This is a genomic window from Pseudomonas sp. SWRI18, from assembly GCF_014268345.1.
Lineage (GTDB): Bacteria > Pseudomonadota > Gammaproteobacteria > Pseudomonadales > Pseudomonadaceae > Aquipseudomonas > Aquipseudomonas cedrina.
In genome coordinates, this window is sequence record NZ_JACCQQ010000005.1 from 176,885 (window position 1) to 192,761 (window position 15,877).

Genomic DNA, 15,877 nt, shown 5'->3' on the forward strand with positions numbered 1-15,877 from the left:
ACAGGCGCCCGCCCGTTAAGATCGGGCGCCGTGGGTTGCGTCAGCGCTTGGCTTCTTTGTCGGGGTTGGCCGAGCGTCGCAGGAACGCTTGCGTCAATTCGGGCAAGTGCTCAAGCAACCATTCAGCCATGGCAATTTCCTGCGGCAGGATCTTTTCGCAGGCCGCTTGGGTCTGCGAATCACCCGCCTCTTTCGCAGCCGCGATAAGCGCCGTGTAGCTGGCAATTTCCATGTTTTCGAACACGTACCCGGCCATTGCGCCCTTGATGACTTCGTCACTCATCAGCGAGCCACCGACCGCCTGGCCGAACGCCATCAGCTTGCCACCCATGTCTTTCAGGGTCGACGAACTGCCGCCCAGGCGCGCCAGGCACTGATCAATCAGCTGCTGCTGGCCGAGGGTTTCCTCAATGTGCTGGTCGATCCGCGCCTTGAGCTGCGGGTAGTGTTCAAGGCGCTCGGATTGCGCCTTGAGCATTTTTTCGGCCTGCTGCTCCATCGCATGGGCATCACGCAGCCAATCGAGCAGGTTTTCCTGTGGAGTCGCCATGTCGTTAGTCCTCTTGATGAAAAAATGGCATGCGCCGCACGCCCGAAAGCGTACGGCTGTGCCGCGTCAAATCTCGGGTTTGGGTTGCATTCCCGAGCCCAGGTCTGCGCCAGTCACGGGGTCGCTTGTCGGGTCCGAGGCCGTGCGGATCTTCATCGCGCTCAACGTCGCTTCGTCATCGGCATCCAGCTGCACGGTGGCCAAACCATCGCCACCATCGACCGCCGGTTGCGGGCTTTCCACGAACTCCCACTCTTCGCCCTGGTTCCATGGGCCACGCATGCTCTGCGCGCCCTGGGACATATTGAAGTAAACGTTGGTGAATTCCGGCATGCCGGGCAGCTTGCCTTGGGGGAAGTTCGGCTGAATCGAATGCAGCGCCTTTTCAAAGGACAACTGATGCGCAATTTCCCGCGTCATCAAAAAGCCCAGCGCCTCTTTCACGCCCGGGTCATCCGTGACATTCATCAGCCGCTCGTAGACGATTTTGGCGCGGGCTTCGGCCGCGATATTGGAGCGCATGTCCGCGGTGGGCTCACCGATGGTGTCGATATAGGCCGCTGTCCAGGGCACACCGGCGGAGTTGATCAACGGCGCACCGGCACCGTACAACAGGCTAGTGACGTGGGAGTCATTGCCGGCACCGTTGAGCGAGCGATACAACTCGCCCTCTTCTTCCACGCCTTCGGCCATGCGCCCCTTGGCGCCCTTGTTGAGCATCACGATAATGGAGCCGACAACCTCAAGATGGCTGAGCTCTTCGGTGGCGATGTCCATCAACAGATCCTTGCGCCCAGGATCGTCTTCAGCCAGGGCCTGGGTGAAGTAGCGGGACGCCGCCGCCAGTTCCCCTTGAGGGCCGCCAAATTGTTCCAGCAGCAGGTTGGCCAGGCCTGGATTAGGCTCGGCGACACGGACGGTGTATTGAAGTCGCTTGTTATGTAGAAACATGAACAAATCTCCTCGGGCTTATCGAAAAGAGACGGCACTTTGCAAATGCGCGCCTACTGTCATGTGAAATAACCGGCGCTGGAAATTTCAAAAAAATTACGCATATCTCGACCAGCGGTTACGCCTGAATGGCCAAGCGAAACGGCCATACGCGATGCCAGGCATTCAATCGGCACGCTCGTTGTCAGAGGGAACGATGTCTATTTCAGGCGTCCCGTTGGGCGGCAAGACATCCGCTTCGCCGGACTTTTCAAGGGTGCCGGGATGGTCCCAGTCGGTGGCCGCATTGGGGTCCTCGTCACGTCCGGCAGTACCGATCACATTGCCGTCGTCATTGGGTTGGCCCAGATCTTCAACGGGGCGGTTCCGGGTGTTGGAGGGGTCATGTTTCATGGAAAAATTCTCCAGGTCACAGGATGGAAGCCTCACTTGCTCTCGTCTGCCTTGCCTTCTTGCATCTGCACCGAAGCCTTGCCGTCGGTATTCTCTTTGGTGGCGTTATCGGCGCTGTCAAAGCAGCCGTGGAGCATGAACACGCTGCACAGCCCAAGGCACATGGTTAGTTTTTTCATGTTTGTTCACCTGCTGTAAGTCGAGTGATTCAACCTGGCGAGACGAAGCCGAACTTCGTCAGCACACGTTTTATCTGGCCGGGGCAACACCCGCTGTGTTCAATCAAATCGACCCGAGGCTGACGAGTGGTCCCAGGCAAAAACCGATTGAACGCCTTTTGGCGGCCTCCTTCTAAACAGTGGCAAACCTTAACTTGGCAAGGCCTCCCCTCTGGCCTTGCGCATCACCACGGAAGGACTGAGCCATGAAAAAAGCCAACCGCACGAACACGCTCCCATCGCTCTGCCTGGCAGTGTCCATCGGTGTGCTGACGGCCTGCGCCGGTAACGATTCGGCATCGAATGTGGTGGCACCCGGTGCCGAGAAATCGCCGACCACCCGAACGCTGGATGCGGGCGCCGCGATGCTCCAGTCGCGCCCGCCCATCGATGCGTTGAACGCCTACCTGGACGGTTTTCACTTCTACAACGGCCACCCCGATGTGCAAATGGAAGCCCATCACTATTGCTCGATCCTCAACGAAGAGGTGATCCAGTGCGTGATTTACGACGGCAATCGCCAGGACGCCAAGCTGATGGGCGTGGAGTACATCATCAGCAAGCAGTTGTTCAACACGCTGCCTGCCGCTGAAAAGGCGCTGTGGCACAGCCATGTGCATGAAGTGAAGTCCGGGCAACTGGTTGCGCCGGGCATCCCCGACGTCGCCGAGCATGCCTTGATGAACAAGCTGGTCAATACCTATGGCAAGACCTGGCACACCTGGCACACCGACCTCAACAAACAGCTGCCACTGGGCGTGCCGCAATTGATGATGGGTTTTACCGCTGACGGCCAGGCTGACCCGGCCATGGTTGCCGAGCGCGACCAGCGGCTGGGAATCAACAGCAGCGAGAAGAAAAAGGCCCGTGCAGACATCATCGCAGCGCCCATCGCGCCGGGTGCGGATGCATGGCGCCAGGGTAACGTCATTCAGATCGTCGACCCGACCGAAACACCTCATCGCCACTGAATACGCCACTCGGGCATTTGGATTGAACGATCATTTGCTGGCCCGCCTCTATCCCAAGACCAGTGAATGGAGGATGTCAGCATGATTGATCCAGCAACCGGAATGAGACCTGGCGAACGCTACACAGTGGACAGCCTGGAACGAACGAAGCACTTCAGCGGCTTTTTTTTGGACGGCAAGTACTACCTGGGACCCGAACTGCTCACCGCAGTCGGCTGGCTCGAGGGCCAGACGTTTATCTATGACGAGCTCGACGCCACCGGCGAGCCGGTCTTCCCCGACCGCGTCGCCGGCACGATCGAAGACCTCACGCTGATACTCAGCGATGGCGCCCGGCTGAAACTGCATGAGACGCCTGTGCACGCAACCGAGGGTGCGCCTGAGCCCGCGCCTGCCGCCGCTGGGCGCAACGGCCAACTGCACGGCAAGACGGTAGTGATCACCGGCGCTTCCAGCGGCATCGGTCGCGCCGCGGCCCATGCCTTTGCCAAACAGAGCACCCGCCTGGTACTGGCCGCCCGCGACGAAGCGGCGTTGGCCGATGTGGTCGAGGAATGCGCGGCCCTCGGTGCCCAGGCGCTGGCGGTGCAAACCGACGTGACCCAGGGTGAGCAGATGCGCGCCTTGGCCGAACAGGCCGCCGCCTTTGGCAATGGCCGGATCGATATCTGGATCAACAACGCCGGGGTCGGTGCGGTCGGCGATTTCGAGAAAACCCCGCTGGAAGCCCATGAGCAGGTGCTGCAAACGGACCTGCTTGGTTACCTGCGTGGTGCCTACGTCGCGTGGCCCTATTTCAAGGCGCAGAACAGCGGGATTCTGATCAATACCTTGTCATTGGGCAGCTGGGTTGCACAGCCTTACGCGGCCGCCTACTCAGCCAGCAAGTACGGCTTGCGTGGGTTATCTGAAGCGCTGCGCGGCGAATTGGTTGGCTACCCCAATATCCACGTGTGCGACATCTACCCGGCGGTGATGGACACGCCGGGTTTTCGCGACGGCGGCAATTTCACCGGCCACGCGCTGAAGCCGCCGCCACCGGTCTACGATCCACAGCGGGTTGCACAGGCGATGGTGGCTTGTGCGCTGCAGCCGAAGAACAGCATCACCGTCGGCGCCGCCGCCACCGTTGCGCGCGTTGCGCATTTCTTGCTGCCTGCTTTCCCCCAATTATCCGGTTGGCTGACCCGCCGGGGGTTGGAGCGCAGCTCCCGCGCCGCCACGTCGTCGGGCAACCTGTTCACACCGGCAAGCGGCGAGCGACGCGTCGAAGGCGGCCAGCGAAAACCCCGCCACACGTCTTACTGGCTGGCCGCAGCGGGCGCCGTTCTGTTACTGGGCGGCGTTGCTGTAGCGCGCAACCTGCGTTCGAACAACACGCGACATAAATGAGCTCCTGGGGGCGACCGCCCCCCTTTTTTGCAAGAGGTAATCCAGCATGTCTTATAACTTTGAAGGTACCGCCAGCGTCATCACGGCCTCGCGCCATCTGGGAACGGAATCGGATGAGCGCCTGAATGACTCGGTCGCTATCCGGATGTCCAGCAATGGCAAACCCACTATCGTGCGCCTGGATTTCGACTCGCCATTGGAGTGGCCTGGCAACCCCACCTTTGTGACCGTCAACTTGCCGGATGGCACCTCTGTGAGCGGCGTGATTGCCGAGATAGAGCGCCCTGCCGAAGGGCCAGGCTGGGTAACTTTTACAGTGGATGACTGATTGTATAAGTCACGCTCTCGGCCATCGAATTGTCTGACAGTTTTTTGAATTTTCCCTGACGTCAAATATCTGTACTTCATGAGCATAAGGAGTCCTCATGAAACACAACGATTTATTCACTATCCGGTATCGGCTGCACGGTGAACCCAGGTCTTTCATCGTGCGTGCCGCGCAGATGAACAATGCCGAGGCATGGCATTGGGCCAGTTGCGACGCCGGTGTGGCAGTCATACCCAGATTTGGTCAACACACCCTCAAGCGCGTGTCCAAACCGATGGCCGAGAAATACGGCATCACCGACGTGCGCTGGAGCGGCGCCGAAGCGATCCAGTGGGCGGAGGGCCTCACACAATGAACAGCCAGACTCTTGGTTACACAACAGGGCAAACGTGGGACGACGAGATCGCGCACAACACCGAGATGTTTTTCGAGGCCGATCGACTGGATGCGCAAGCGTACAAGATCATCGAGAACTACAGCGGCGAGGCGCAAACCTGGACGCGTTTTCTGGAAGCCAAGAAAGCTGCGGATGAGCAACGCACCGCGGCTTATCGGGACTGGATGCGCATCCGCCGGGCCATGCGTAAATCGTAGTCACCGCGCGATTGTAGTGAGCGGGCTTGCCCCGCGCTGGGGGGCGAAGCCGCCCCAAAAACCACACCTCGGTTTTCAGATAAAACCGAATTGTCTGGATTAGGGCGGCTTCGCCCCCCAGCGCGGGGCAAGCCCGCTCACTACGGCAACTACACCACTCGTCAGTTTGAATAAACCTTTGCAACACGCTCGTCTCAACCGAGAGTAAAGGTTCCAAGGGGTAGTCGAGTCGCACGCAGGCATTCTGTTACGAGCAGGTTTTCAGCTATATTTCACCTCCCGCTCACTCATCACCCTCGCTGGAATTCGTGCCCCCTACACGCTCTTCTCGTGCGCAGTTAACCAAGGTTGGTATTTATGAAGTCTGCCCCTCTGCGGTCCCCCAACGTTCCGCAACGCAAGGATCTGACCCCCAGCACCCTGACCTTTCCAGTGGTCGGCATTGGCGCGTCGGCGGGCGGGCTGCAAGCGGTGAAAGCATTTTTCGAGCACATGCCCAAAGACTGTGGCATGGCGTTCGTGGTGGTACTGCACCTGTCCCCCGATCATCAGAGCGTGGCGGACAAGATCATCCAGGAGTCGACGGGCTTGCCGGTCGTGCAGATCAATGACACCACGCCCATTGAAAAGAACCACGTGTATGTCATCTCGCCTGCACAGCGGTTGATGATGAATGATGGTTATCTGGGCGTATCGCCTTCGTCACGTGAAGGCGGCACGCACATTGCCATCGACCTGTTTTTTCGCGACTTGGCCGACACCCACAAAGAGCGCGCGTTTTGCCTGATCCTCTCAGGCACCGGTTCCGACGGCGCGGTGGGGCTTTCGCGCATCAAGGAACAAGGCGGCATCACCCTGGTGCAAGCACCGGAAGACGCTGAGTACGACGGCATGCCACTGGCGGCGATCGAGACGCAAATGGTCGATCTGGTGTTGCCGGTGGTGGAGATGCCGCAAAAGTTGCTGGAGCTATGGCACAACGCCCAGTCGATCATCCTGCCCAACGCCAATGACCCGGAGATCCACACCACCCCGCCCGTAACTGAACGCGACGCGGCGGTGGCCGAACAGTTGCTGCTCGACATCCTGATCCAACTGCGCGCCAGCACCGGGCATGATTTCAAGCACTACAAACGCGCCACCGTATTGCGCCGCATCGAGCGGCGCCTGCAAGTCACCGCCCAGCCCGACCTGGCCGCCTATTACACCTATCTCCAGGGGCATCCGGAAGAAACCAAGGCGTTGCTGGGCGACATGCTGATTGGCGTGACCAATTTCTTCCGCGACCGCGAAGCCTTCGAAGCCCTTGAGCGCGATGTGATTCCCAACCTGGTCAAGTCCCTCGAAGACAGCGTGCCGCACCGCGAGGAAGTGCGCATCTGGTCGGCCGGTTGTTCAACCGGGGAAGAGGCCTACAGCCTGGCGATGCTGGTGGCCGAACAACTGGCGCTGGATGCCAGCAGCGCGAAAATGCAGGTGTTCGCCACCGACATTGACGAGCGTGCCATCAGCCATGGCCGCAGCGGTGTGTATTCCGAAGCGATCATCACTGACGTACCGCCGTCGCGTTTGCGCCATTACTTTTCCAAGGAAAAAAACCAGCACTACCGGGTGCGCAAGGAAATCCGCGAGCGGGTGTTGTTCGCCAAGCACAGCCTGCTGGCGGACCCGCCGTTCTCGCAGATCGACCTGATCGTATGCCGCAACCTATTGATCTACCTTGACCGTGAAGTGCAGCGCGAGATCCTGCAACTGTTCCACTTTGCGCTGCGCCCCGGTGGCTATCTGTTCCTGGGTTCCTCGGAGTCGGCCGACGGCTGCCAGGACCTGTTCGTGCCGGTGGACAAGCGCAACCGCATCTTTCGCGTGCGCGCCGGCTCCTCCGCGGTTCGCCGCGCGCCCAGCATGCCACGAGGCGGCTATGTGCGTGCCAACGCCCCGGTGGCTGCGGCGGAAATCAAGGCGCCCACCAAGCGTTCGTTCGCCGATATGCACCTGCGCGCATTGGAGAGGGCATCGCCGCCCAGCGTCATTGTCGACCTGCAGGCCGATATCCTGCACATGAGCGAAGGCGCGGGGCGCTACCTGCGCTATGTGGCCGGGGAAATCACTCACAATCTATTGGCCCTGGTCCATCCCGATTTGCGCCTGGATATCCGTACGACACTGTTCCAGGTCCAGCAATCGAATATCCCGGTGACCTCACGCAAGGTGCGCATCCAACGCGATCAGTGCACCTACCTGGTGGACATCACCGCACGCCCCTACCGCGATGAAGCCACCGAAAGCGACTACGTGCTGGTGATGTTCCAGGAAACCGTAGTCGACCCCGAGCAGTCCGACGCCGCCAGCGTCAGCCATGCGGAAAACGCGATCATGAGCAACCTGGAACGCGAGCTGCAACGCACCAAGCTGCACCTGCAGGACACCATCGAGCAGGCGGAAGTCTCCAGCGAAGAGCTCAAGGCCTCCAACGAAGAGATGCAGGCGGTCAACGAAGAACTGCGTTCGGCCACTGAAGAGTTGGAAACCAGCAAGGAAGAGCTGCAGTCGATCAATGAGGAGCTGCTGACGGTCAACTATGAGCTCAAGACCAAGGTTGAAGAGACCGACAAGGTCAACGACTACCTGACCAACCTGATCGCCTCCACCGACATCGCCACGGTGTTCGTCGACCGCAACATGCGCATCCGCTGGTTCACCCCGCGCGCCACGGATATTTTCAGCATGCTGCCGGTGGACACGGGGCGCTCGTTGATGGACATCACACACCGCCTCGACTACCCGGAAATGACCGATGACGCCACCACCGTCTTTGAGTCGCTGAGCATGATCGAGCGCGAGATCAGCAGCAAGGACAGCCGCTGGTATATCGCGCGGTTGCTGCCCTACCGCTCCAGCGAAGACCACATTGACGGCACCGTGCTTACCTTCATCGATATCACCAAACGGCGCCTGGCCGAAGAAGAACTGCGCCTGGGCGAAGAACGCATGCGCCTGGTGGCCGAGAGCACCCATGATTTTGCCATCATCATCCTGGACGACCATGGCGCCATCACCGATTGGAACACCGGGGCCGAGCTGATCTTCGGCTATACCAAGGACGAAGTGCTGGGCGCTTACTACGACCTGATTTTCTCCCCGGAAGACCGCGCCGCCGGCATCCCAGAGAGCGAGCTGCGCGCGGCCCGCGAACATGGGCGCGGCGAAGACGAACGCTGGCATGTGCACAAGAATGGCAGCCGCTTCTATTGCAGCGGTGAGGTCACCCTGCTCAAGAGCGACAGCTTGCAAGGCTACGTCAAGATTGCCCGTGACCTGACCGGCCACAAGCGTACCCAGGAAGAACAGAGCCAGCGGCTGATGGAAACCCAGACCAACAGCCACCTCAAGGATGAATTCTTCGCGGTCATGTCCCATGAACTCAAGCACCCGTTGAACCTGATCCAGCTCAACGCCGAATTGCTGCGGCGCTTGCCGGTTACCAAGGCGGCGGGCCCGGCGGTCAGGGCGGTGGATACCATCTGCGAGGCAGTCTCCAGCCAGGCGCGCATCATTGACGACCTGCTGGATGTCGCCCGGGTGCGCACCGGCAAGCTCAAGCTGAAGAAACAACCGGTCGACCTGATTCGCACGCTGCAGGACATCCATAGCGTGGTGCTCGCTGACGGGCGTCACCGCCAAGTGACCCTGCAAACGCCTTCGGTGCCTGGCTCACTGATCGTGGACGTGGACCCTACCCGTATCGAGCAAGTGATCTGGAACCTGGTCAACAATGCTCTCAAATTCACCCCGGAAGACGGGCAAGTGCAATTGGTGCTCAGCCGCTCGGAAGGTCACGCGCAACTGGATGTCATCGACAGTGGCGCCGGGCTTGCCGAAGACAGCCTGGAAAAGATCTTCGATTTGTTCGGCCAGGCGGAGAACCAGCATCAGACCCATCAGCGTGAAGGCCTGGGAATTGGCCTGTCGCTCGTCCGCCAATTGGTCGAGGCGCACGGTGGGTCGGTGAGTGTCTACTCCAAGGGCCTGGGTTTTGGCTGTACCTTCTCGATCAAGTTGCCCCTCAGCGAGCAGAGCCACTTGCCCGACACCTGCGACGCAAAGGCCGAGAATGAACGGCTGAACGGCGTCAAGGTGCTGCTGGTGGACGACTCCGCCGAAGTGCTGGAAGTGCTGAATATGCTGCTGGAGATGGAAGGCGCCCAGGTCAGCGCGTTCAGCGACCCCCTGAGCGCGCTGGAAACGGCCGGCGAGGCCCACTACGACCTGATTATCTCGGACATCGGCATGCCGAAGATGAACGGCCACGAACTGATGCAGAACCTGCGCAAGATCGGCCACCTGCGCCAGGTTCCGGCCATCGCGTTGACCGGCTACGGTGCCAGCAGTGACCAGAAGAAGACTGCTGACTCAGGCTTCAACAGCCATGTCAGCAAACCTGTGACCCATGAGTCGCTGATCAGCCTGATCGAAAAGCTGCGTCAGTCGAGCCGTTAGGCTGGGCTTATTGATAAGGGATCACGGAGATTTTCCCGTTGCGCTCAAGAATCGCGAACTGGATCTGATCGATCTGGACGATGCCTTGAGCGGAGCGGGCCGCCTCGAGAATATCGCTTTCATCCATCCGCGCGCGCTTAAGGCGCTCATGAAGCACCTTGCCATGTTCGACCACTATGGTCGGCCCGCCATCCAGCATGCGGGAAAACCAGCGTGAGCGTAGTTTGACCAGTGAGAAGCCGATGTCGATGGCGATCAGCGTGATGATCACCAGGACAGCATTGGTCAGCGAAAAATCATCGCCCAGCAGCGCTTGCTGCGTGGCTTCGCCGATCACCATCAGTAACACCAGGTCGAAGGTGGTGAGTTCCGCCAGGGAGCGCCTGCCGGCGATCTTGAACAGCACCAGCAGCACCAGGTAAATGGCTGCCGCCCGCAATACTGAGTCCATGCTGGCTGACCCCTAGGGATAAATGAATTGTGATAGCCCCACGGACGCGCCCGTGGCGAGTGCGACCTGGGTGTCGAAACTGCCGACGCCGTCGCTGCGCAAGGTCAGGTGCAACACCGCTTTGCCGTCATTGTCGCTGAGCAACCAAAGCCTCATGCCCTCGCCCGCGGTACTGGCCTTGAGCGGTTGCGGCTGCAGCATTTCAATATTGAAGCCCTGCAACAGCTCACCGCTGATTGCCACCTCAAGCGGCTCGCGGGCCTTGCCCTGCAGATGAATCACCAATACGTCCGAGGACCCGTTGCGCAGGAAGCGTTGGTACTCGACACGCACCGCCCCATCGGCGCTGCGCACCTGGGTGGTGCTCAACGGCCCTTTGGAGCACAGCCCGGCCAAGGTGAGCGCCATGATGAGCACCATGGCGTACCAACCAAACCGTTCGAAGCGCCAGACCTTGCGTTGCAGGGTCATGTCCTCATTGATCGGGTAGCGGCGGCTGTGCAGGTCTTCGTGCGCAGGCGGCTTCATCGGCTTCAGCCTTTGCTGTGTTCCGCTGAGGACGGGCCTTTGGTCACGCCGCGCGGACCGGCAATACCCCAGGCAGCCGCTCCCACAAACGGCAACAGCACCACCAGGGCAGTCCAACCTGCCTTGCTGCCCGATGAGTTTTCGCTTCGCCACAGACTATTGAGCACCCACAGATCGAGCAACACCGCGATGACTGCCAGGAAAATCCAGAGATAAGTGAATTGCATGGTGCACCTCCTGTTTGTGTTTATTTAGGTGCGGAGAGTACGGCCGGGGTTCATTCTTTTTCCGTTGCCAGGAACACATGCCCATTAAGCGAAGCGGCTGCACTGCTATCAATTCACTATTAAATAATTATACGAAGCGGCGGTAGTTACTGCGCTTTGTACAAGTTTATTGGGCATATCGACCGTTCATCGACTGTTTAAAAATCTCTCAAAGCAATTTCAAACGCGCCGCTATCGGAATACATACGTGTTGCATAAATGGGTAACGAGCGACACGACAACCAACTACTGAAAAATTGTGGAGAAAGACCATGACAACCAGTAATAAAAACCCAGGTAACTTCGCCAACGATCGCGAAAAAGCCTCCGAGGCCGGCAAAAAAGGCGGCCAATCGTCCGGCGGCAACTTTGCCAATGATCGGGAAAAAGCCTCGGAAGCGGGACGCAAAGGCGGCCAGAACAGCCATGGCGGCGGGCGTAAGTCGTAAGTGATCCAAACGGGGGCAGCTTGCCTGCCCCTTCTGCCCGCCCCACGGGGCGCTCACTACAAAATTTGAATCATTGCTCGCTGTGGACCTCTCTTCTTTAAACCAAAAGTCATTAAAGGAGGCGTCTTGGGCTACGTGGATTGGGTTCAATGGCCGGCCATGGTGGTCACAGTGATCGCGGCATGGCTTATCGGCTCGCAACGCCCGGCAAGAAGAATGGCCGGGTTCTTCTGTTTCATATTGAGCAATATCCTGTGGGTTATCTGGGGTGCCTACGCTGAAGCCTACGCGCTGATCGTGCTGCAGATCTGTCTGTGCACAATGAACCTGCGGGGGTTTAAAAAGAATTTCAGCAATCAATAACCGCGACTTACTCGCAAGTCTGCTGATTGCGCTGGTTCTTCCTGAAGCCTCTGGCGTTCATGCCCAGCAGAATGCACTCCAGCGCAATCAGGCCAAACGCATTGGCGTGCCATCCCCATACAACCCATAACAGGTTGCTCAGGATAAAACCCCAAAACGCAATCATGCGCCGGCGAGGCCGTTGAGAGCCGATAAACCACGCCGAGATAACGGTCACGACCATGGCCGGCCATTGCACCCAATCAATAAGCGCCAAGCGTCACCCGGTTTGGCATGCCGTTGTAGTCATGGGCAAGTACGGCAACCCCTGTCATTGATGTTCCCTCTAGCTAGCAAAGTATCTGCAGCAATCGACAGTGCGCCTGGGCAGAAGGTTTAAAGTATCTGGATGAGCCTGGTCCTTCTACAAGCGCAGCGGCAAACAAATAGAACTCGCTGCGGTGCCTGGTACTCCGATAAGTAGGTTGCGAGTAAAGCAAAGGATCGAGCCCATGCAGAACCTCAAGATCGCTACATTCAACGTCAATGGCATAGGGGCGCGACTGCCGAACCTGCTGCGATGGCTTGAAAAAGAGCGCCCGGACATCGTCTGCCTGCAGGAATTGAAGGCCCAGGACAAGGCGTTTCCTGCCAAGGATATCGAAGCAGCCGGTTATGGTTGCCTGCACCATGGCCAGGCGTCGTGGAACGGCGTGGCCATTCTGGCACGGGACGCCGAACCCCTGCTGATTCACAAGGGCCTGCCCGGCGCGCAAGACGATTCGCAGTCTCGCTACCTGGAAGCGGCGGCCCACGGTGTGGTGGTCGGCTGCCTGTACCTGCCCAATGGCAACCCGCAACCGGGGCCCAAGTTCGATTACAAGCTCAAGTGGTTCGAGCACCTGATCGCCCATGCCCAGACGCTGCAAGCCAGCGAACACCCGGTGGTGCTGGCGGGCGACTACAACGTGGTGCCGACCGACTTCGACATCTACAACACCCGCTCATGGCTCAAGGACGCCCTGCTCCAGCCGCAAAGCCGAGAATGCTTTCAACGGCTGCTGGACCAGGGTTGGATCGACTCGGTGAGGCACCTGTATCCGGACGAACGCGTGTACACCTTCTGGGATTATTTCCGTCAGCACTGGCAGAAGAATTCCGGTTTGCGCATCGACCATCTGCTGCTGAACCCGGTGCTTGCCCCTCATCTGAAAAACGCCGGTGTGGATGCATGGGTACGCGGCGAGGAGCACGCCAGCGATCACGCGCCGACCTGGATCGAAATCTCATCGCGCAAATCCAGCGCCAAAAAAGCCCCGAAGCGCAGCCCAGCCGACACGCAAGCCACCGATTCCCTTGATGAATACAACCGCAAGCGTGATTTCGATGCGACCTCGGAACCCTCGGGCGCCGCGAAGCCACGCAAGCCAACCAGGAAAAAAGCCGACGAGCCCGCTGCGCTGCAGTTTTGCATCCAGAAGCACGACGCGACGCGCCTGCATTACGACTTTCGCCTGGAGCTCAACGGCACGCTGAAAAGCTGGGCGGTGCCCAAGGGGCCGTCGCTGGACCCCAAGTCCAAACGCCTGGCCGTGCACGTTGAAGACCACCCGCTGGACTACGCAACGTTTGAAGGCACGATACCGCAGGGGCATTACGGCGCCGGTGACGTCATCGTCTGGGATCGCGGCATCTGGAAGCCCTTGTCCGATCCCGCCGAGGCCTACGCCAAAGGCCGGATGAAATTCGAATTGCAGGGCGAAAAACTCGGCGGCGTGTGGAACCTGGTCAAGACGCACATGCCCGGCAAGCAGGAGCAATGGTTTCTGATCAAACACCAGGACGAATTCGCACGCCCGGAAAGCGATTACGACATCGTCAAGGCTGAACCCCACAGCGTGCTGAGTGACCGCACCCTCGTGCAGAAGAAGCGCCCGGGCAAAGCCGCCGAACCCAAGCCCGTCAAGAAGACGGCCGCCGCGCGCGCAAAGCCGGCACACACTCAGTTGGTCAATGCCCAGCCGGCCGAGCTTCCCGAGCTTCTCAAGCCTGAACTGGCTACCCTGGTGGACTCCGCACCCGACGGTGACTGGCGTTACGAGGTCAAGTTCGATGGCTACCGCATCATGGCCCGTGTGGATCAAGGCAAGGTGCAGCTGTTCACCCGCAATGGCCATGATTGGACACACAAGCTTCCACGCCAGGCCGAGGCGATTGCCAGCCTCGCCCTGGAGTCCGCGTGGCTCGATGGCGAAGTGGTCGTGGCCAATGAGCGAGGCGTGCCGGACTTCCAGGCCCTGCAGAACGCTTTCGAGCTTGGCCGCAGCGGCAACATCGTCTACTACCTGTTCGACATGCCTTTTCTCAACGGCATGGACCTGCGCGAAGTGCCCGTCGAGCAGCGTCGCGAAGCCTTGGCCAAGGTGCTGGAGCGCAGTGAGGATGAAGTACTGCGCTATTCGGACGACTTCGCCGAAACACCGGATGCGCTGCTCAACAGCGCATGCCAGATGCAAATGGAGGGCCTGATCGGCAAGCGCGTGGGCAGCCCCTATGTTTCCCGGCGCAGCGGCGACTGGATCAAACTCAAATGTAAACGCCGGCAGGAGTTCGTCATTGTCGGCTACACCGAGCCAAAGGGCGCGCGCAGTAAATTCGGCGCGCTGCTGCTGGGCCTGCACGATGCCGACAGCAACGCGCTCAAATACGCGGGTAAGGTTGGCACCGGGTTCAACCAGGTCACCCTGAGCACGATCTACGAACAGCTCACCCCGCTGGAAACCAAGAAGCCTGCGGTGGTTAACCCGCCGACGGGGTTTGAGGCCAAGGATGTGCATTGGCTCAAGCCGTCGCTTCTGGCCGAAGTCGCCTTTGCCGAGATCACCCAGGACGGCTCGGTAAGACATGCCGTGTTCCAAGGCCTGCGTAACGACAAACCGGCCAAGGCCATCATCGAAGAGCGTCCTGCCCCGGCCCCCAAGGGCGAGAAAAAATCGCCCAGCAAACAACCGGCTGCGACCAAAGCCAAGCGCAAAGCGGGCGACGACGGCTCAACCAAAATCCGGCTCACCCATCCCCAACGGGTGATTGACCCGAGCAGCAGCTCGACCAAGCGTGACTTGGCGGATTACTACATCGGCGTCTCCGAATGGCTGCTGCCGCAGCTGCTCAATCGCCCGGTCGCCCTGGTGCGCGCCCCGGACGGTATTGGCGGTGAACTGTTCTTCCAGAAAAACGCCGAGCGCCTGGCGATCCCCGGCATCGAGATCATCGGCAAGGAAGCCACGGGCCATCCGGTGATGTTGATCAACAACATCGAGGCGCTGCTGGGCGCGGTGCAGATGAGCACCATCGAACTGCATACCTGGAACGCCGTGTCCAAGGACCTGCAGCGTCCCGATCGCTTCATTCTCGACCTCGACCCGGACCCTGCGCTGCCGTGGAAAAGCATGGTGGAGGCCACCGAATTGACCCTGACGGTGCTGGACGAACTGGGCCTCAAGTCGTTCTTGAAAACCAGCGGCGGCAAAGGCATCCACATCGTCGTACCGCTGACCCCGAAAGCCGACTGGGACGCGGTGAAAAGCTTCAGCCACGCGATTGTCAAACATATCGCCACGCTACTGCCAGACCGGTTCTCGGCGGTTTCGGGGCCGAAGAATCGAGTCGGCCGGATCTTTATCGATTACTTACGCAACGGCCTGGGCGCGACCACGATCTGCGCCTATGCCGCGCGCAGCCGCGAGGGGCTGCCGGTGTCGGTGCCGATCTTTCGCGACGAACTCAAGGACATCAAGGGCGCCAACGTCTGGAACATCCGCAACTTGCATGAGCGGCTGGGCGAACTGGACGTGGATCCGTGGGCGGATCTGCCTGGAACCAAGCAAACCATCACGGCCCAAATGCGTAAACGCATCGGCCTCAAGTAGCACCACTGCGGGAGA

General features: G+C 59.7%; 17 protein-coding genes. 9 read left to right on the plus strand and 8 right to left on the minus strand.

Features of this window, described 5'->3' with window-relative positions; all coding sequences use genetic code 11:
* Positions 1-40: 40 nt before the first annotated feature.
* The 4 genes from H0Z09_RS08370 to H0Z09_RS08385 form a co-directional block, all read right to left on the minus strand.
* Positions 41-550, minus strand: coding sequence for a DUF892 family protein (locus tag H0Z09_RS08370; protein ID WP_186689562.1), 510 nt, complete (start codon positions 548-550; stop codon positions 41-43).
* 66 nt (positions 551-616) lie between these two features.
* Positions 617-1,501, minus strand: coding sequence for a manganese catalase family protein (locus tag H0Z09_RS08375; RefSeq protein ID WP_186689564.1), 885 nt, complete (start codon positions 1,499-1,501; stop codon positions 617-619).
* A gap of 165 nt (positions 1,502-1,666) precedes the next feature.
* Positions 1,667-1,894 (minus strand): hypothetical protein, encoded by a 228-nt coding sequence (locus H0Z09_RS08380; protein WP_186689566.1) that lies wholly within the window; start codon positions 1,892-1,894, stop codon positions 1,667-1,669.
* Between the two features lie 32 nt (positions 1,895-1,926).
* On the minus strand, positions 1,927-2,073 hold the full coding sequence (locus H0Z09_RS08385) for a hypothetical protein (protein ID WP_186689568.1): 147 nt from the start codon (positions 2,071-2,073) through the stop codon (positions 1,927-1,929).
* A 245-nt stretch (positions 2,074-2,318) separates the two neighbouring features.
* Here H0Z09_RS08385 and H0Z09_RS08390 point away from each other — a divergent pair, with 245 nt between their 5' ends.
* The 6 genes from H0Z09_RS08390 to H0Z09_RS08415 all read left to right on the plus strand — a co-directional run bounded on the left by H0Z09_RS08390 (position 2,319) and on the right by H0Z09_RS08415 (position 9,897).
* Complete coding sequence (locus H0Z09_RS08390; RefSeq protein WP_186689569.1) at positions 2,319-3,083, plus strand: OBAP family protein; 765 nt, start codon at positions 2,319-2,321, stop codon at positions 3,081-3,083.
* A gap of 81 nt (positions 3,084-3,164) precedes the next feature.
* Entirely contained in the window at positions 3,165-4,475 is a 1,311-nt protein-coding gene (locus H0Z09_RS08395) for an SDR family oxidoreductase (RefSeq protein WP_186689571.1), read from the plus strand.
* A gap of 46 nt (positions 4,476-4,521) precedes the next feature.
* Entirely contained in the window at positions 4,522-4,803 is a 282-nt protein-coding gene (locus H0Z09_RS08400; RefSeq protein WP_186689573.1) for a hypothetical protein, read from the plus strand.
* Between the two features lie 97 nt (positions 4,804-4,900).
* Positions 4,901-5,158 (plus strand): DUF6555 family protein, encoded by a 258-nt coding sequence (locus tag H0Z09_RS08405; RefSeq protein ID WP_186689575.1) that lies wholly within the window; start codon positions 4,901-4,903, stop codon positions 5,156-5,158.
* Complete coding sequence (locus H0Z09_RS08410) at positions 5,155-5,397, plus strand: hypothetical protein (RefSeq protein WP_186689578.1); 243 nt, start codon at positions 5,155-5,157, stop codon at positions 5,395-5,397. Before H0Z09_RS08405 ends, H0Z09_RS08410 begins: the two co-directional genes overlap by 4 nt.
* Before the next feature lie 357 nt (positions 5,398-5,754).
* Entirely contained in the window at positions 5,755-9,897 is a 4,143-nt protein-coding gene (locus H0Z09_RS08415) for a CheR family methyltransferase (RefSeq protein ID WP_186689580.1), read from the plus strand.
* 7 nt (positions 9,898-9,904) lie between these two features.
* Here H0Z09_RS08415 and H0Z09_RS08420 read toward each other — a convergent pair whose 3' ends face one another.
* Genes H0Z09_RS08420 through H0Z09_RS08430 form a run of 3 tightly spaced genes read right to left on the minus strand, consistent with a single transcriptional unit; the run spans position 9,905 to position 11,103 of the window.
* A complete protein-coding gene (locus H0Z09_RS08420; protein ID WP_186689582.1) occupies positions 9,905-10,348 on the minus strand; it encodes a YetF domain-containing protein in 444 nt (147 codons plus the stop codon).
* Positions 10,349-10,360: 12 nt separating this feature from the next.
* On the minus strand, positions 10,361-10,876 hold the full coding sequence (locus H0Z09_RS08425) for a hypothetical protein (RefSeq protein WP_186689584.1): 516 nt from the start codon (positions 10,874-10,876) through the stop codon (positions 10,361-10,363).
* A gap of 5 nt (positions 10,877-10,881) precedes the next feature.
* A complete protein-coding gene (locus H0Z09_RS08430; RefSeq protein ID WP_076954922.1) occupies positions 10,882-11,103 on the minus strand; it encodes a PLD nuclease N-terminal domain-containing protein in 222 nt (73 codons plus the stop codon).
* A 311-nt stretch (positions 11,104-11,414) separates the two neighbouring features.
* Between H0Z09_RS08430 and H0Z09_RS08435 the strand changes: the two genes are divergently transcribed.
* Positions 11,415-11,591, plus strand: coding sequence for a general stress protein (locus H0Z09_RS08435; RefSeq protein WP_076954923.1), 177 nt, complete (start codon positions 11,415-11,417; stop codon positions 11,589-11,591).
* 126 nt (positions 11,592-11,717) lie between these two features.
* Positions 11,718-11,954, plus strand: a complete 237-nt coding sequence (locus tag H0Z09_RS08440) for a hypothetical protein (protein WP_186689585.1) — start codon at positions 11,718-11,720, stop codon at positions 11,952-11,954.
* A gap of 7 nt (positions 11,955-11,961) precedes the next feature.
* Here the strand turns inward: H0Z09_RS08440 and H0Z09_RS08445 are convergent, their stop codons facing one another.
* Positions 11,962-12,210: a hypothetical protein gene (locus tag H0Z09_RS08445; RefSeq protein ID WP_186689587.1), complete on the minus strand. Its 249-nt coding sequence runs from the start codon at positions 12,208-12,210 to the stop codon at positions 11,962-11,964.
* Positions 12,211-12,445: 235 nt separating this feature from the next.
* Between H0Z09_RS08445 and ligD the strand changes: the two genes are divergently transcribed.
* A complete protein-coding gene (gene ligD, locus H0Z09_RS08450) occupies positions 12,446-15,862 on the plus strand; it encodes a DNA ligase D (RefSeq protein ID WP_186689589.1) in 3,417 nt (1,138 codons plus the stop codon).
* Positions 15,863-15,877 lie beyond the last annotated feature (15 nt).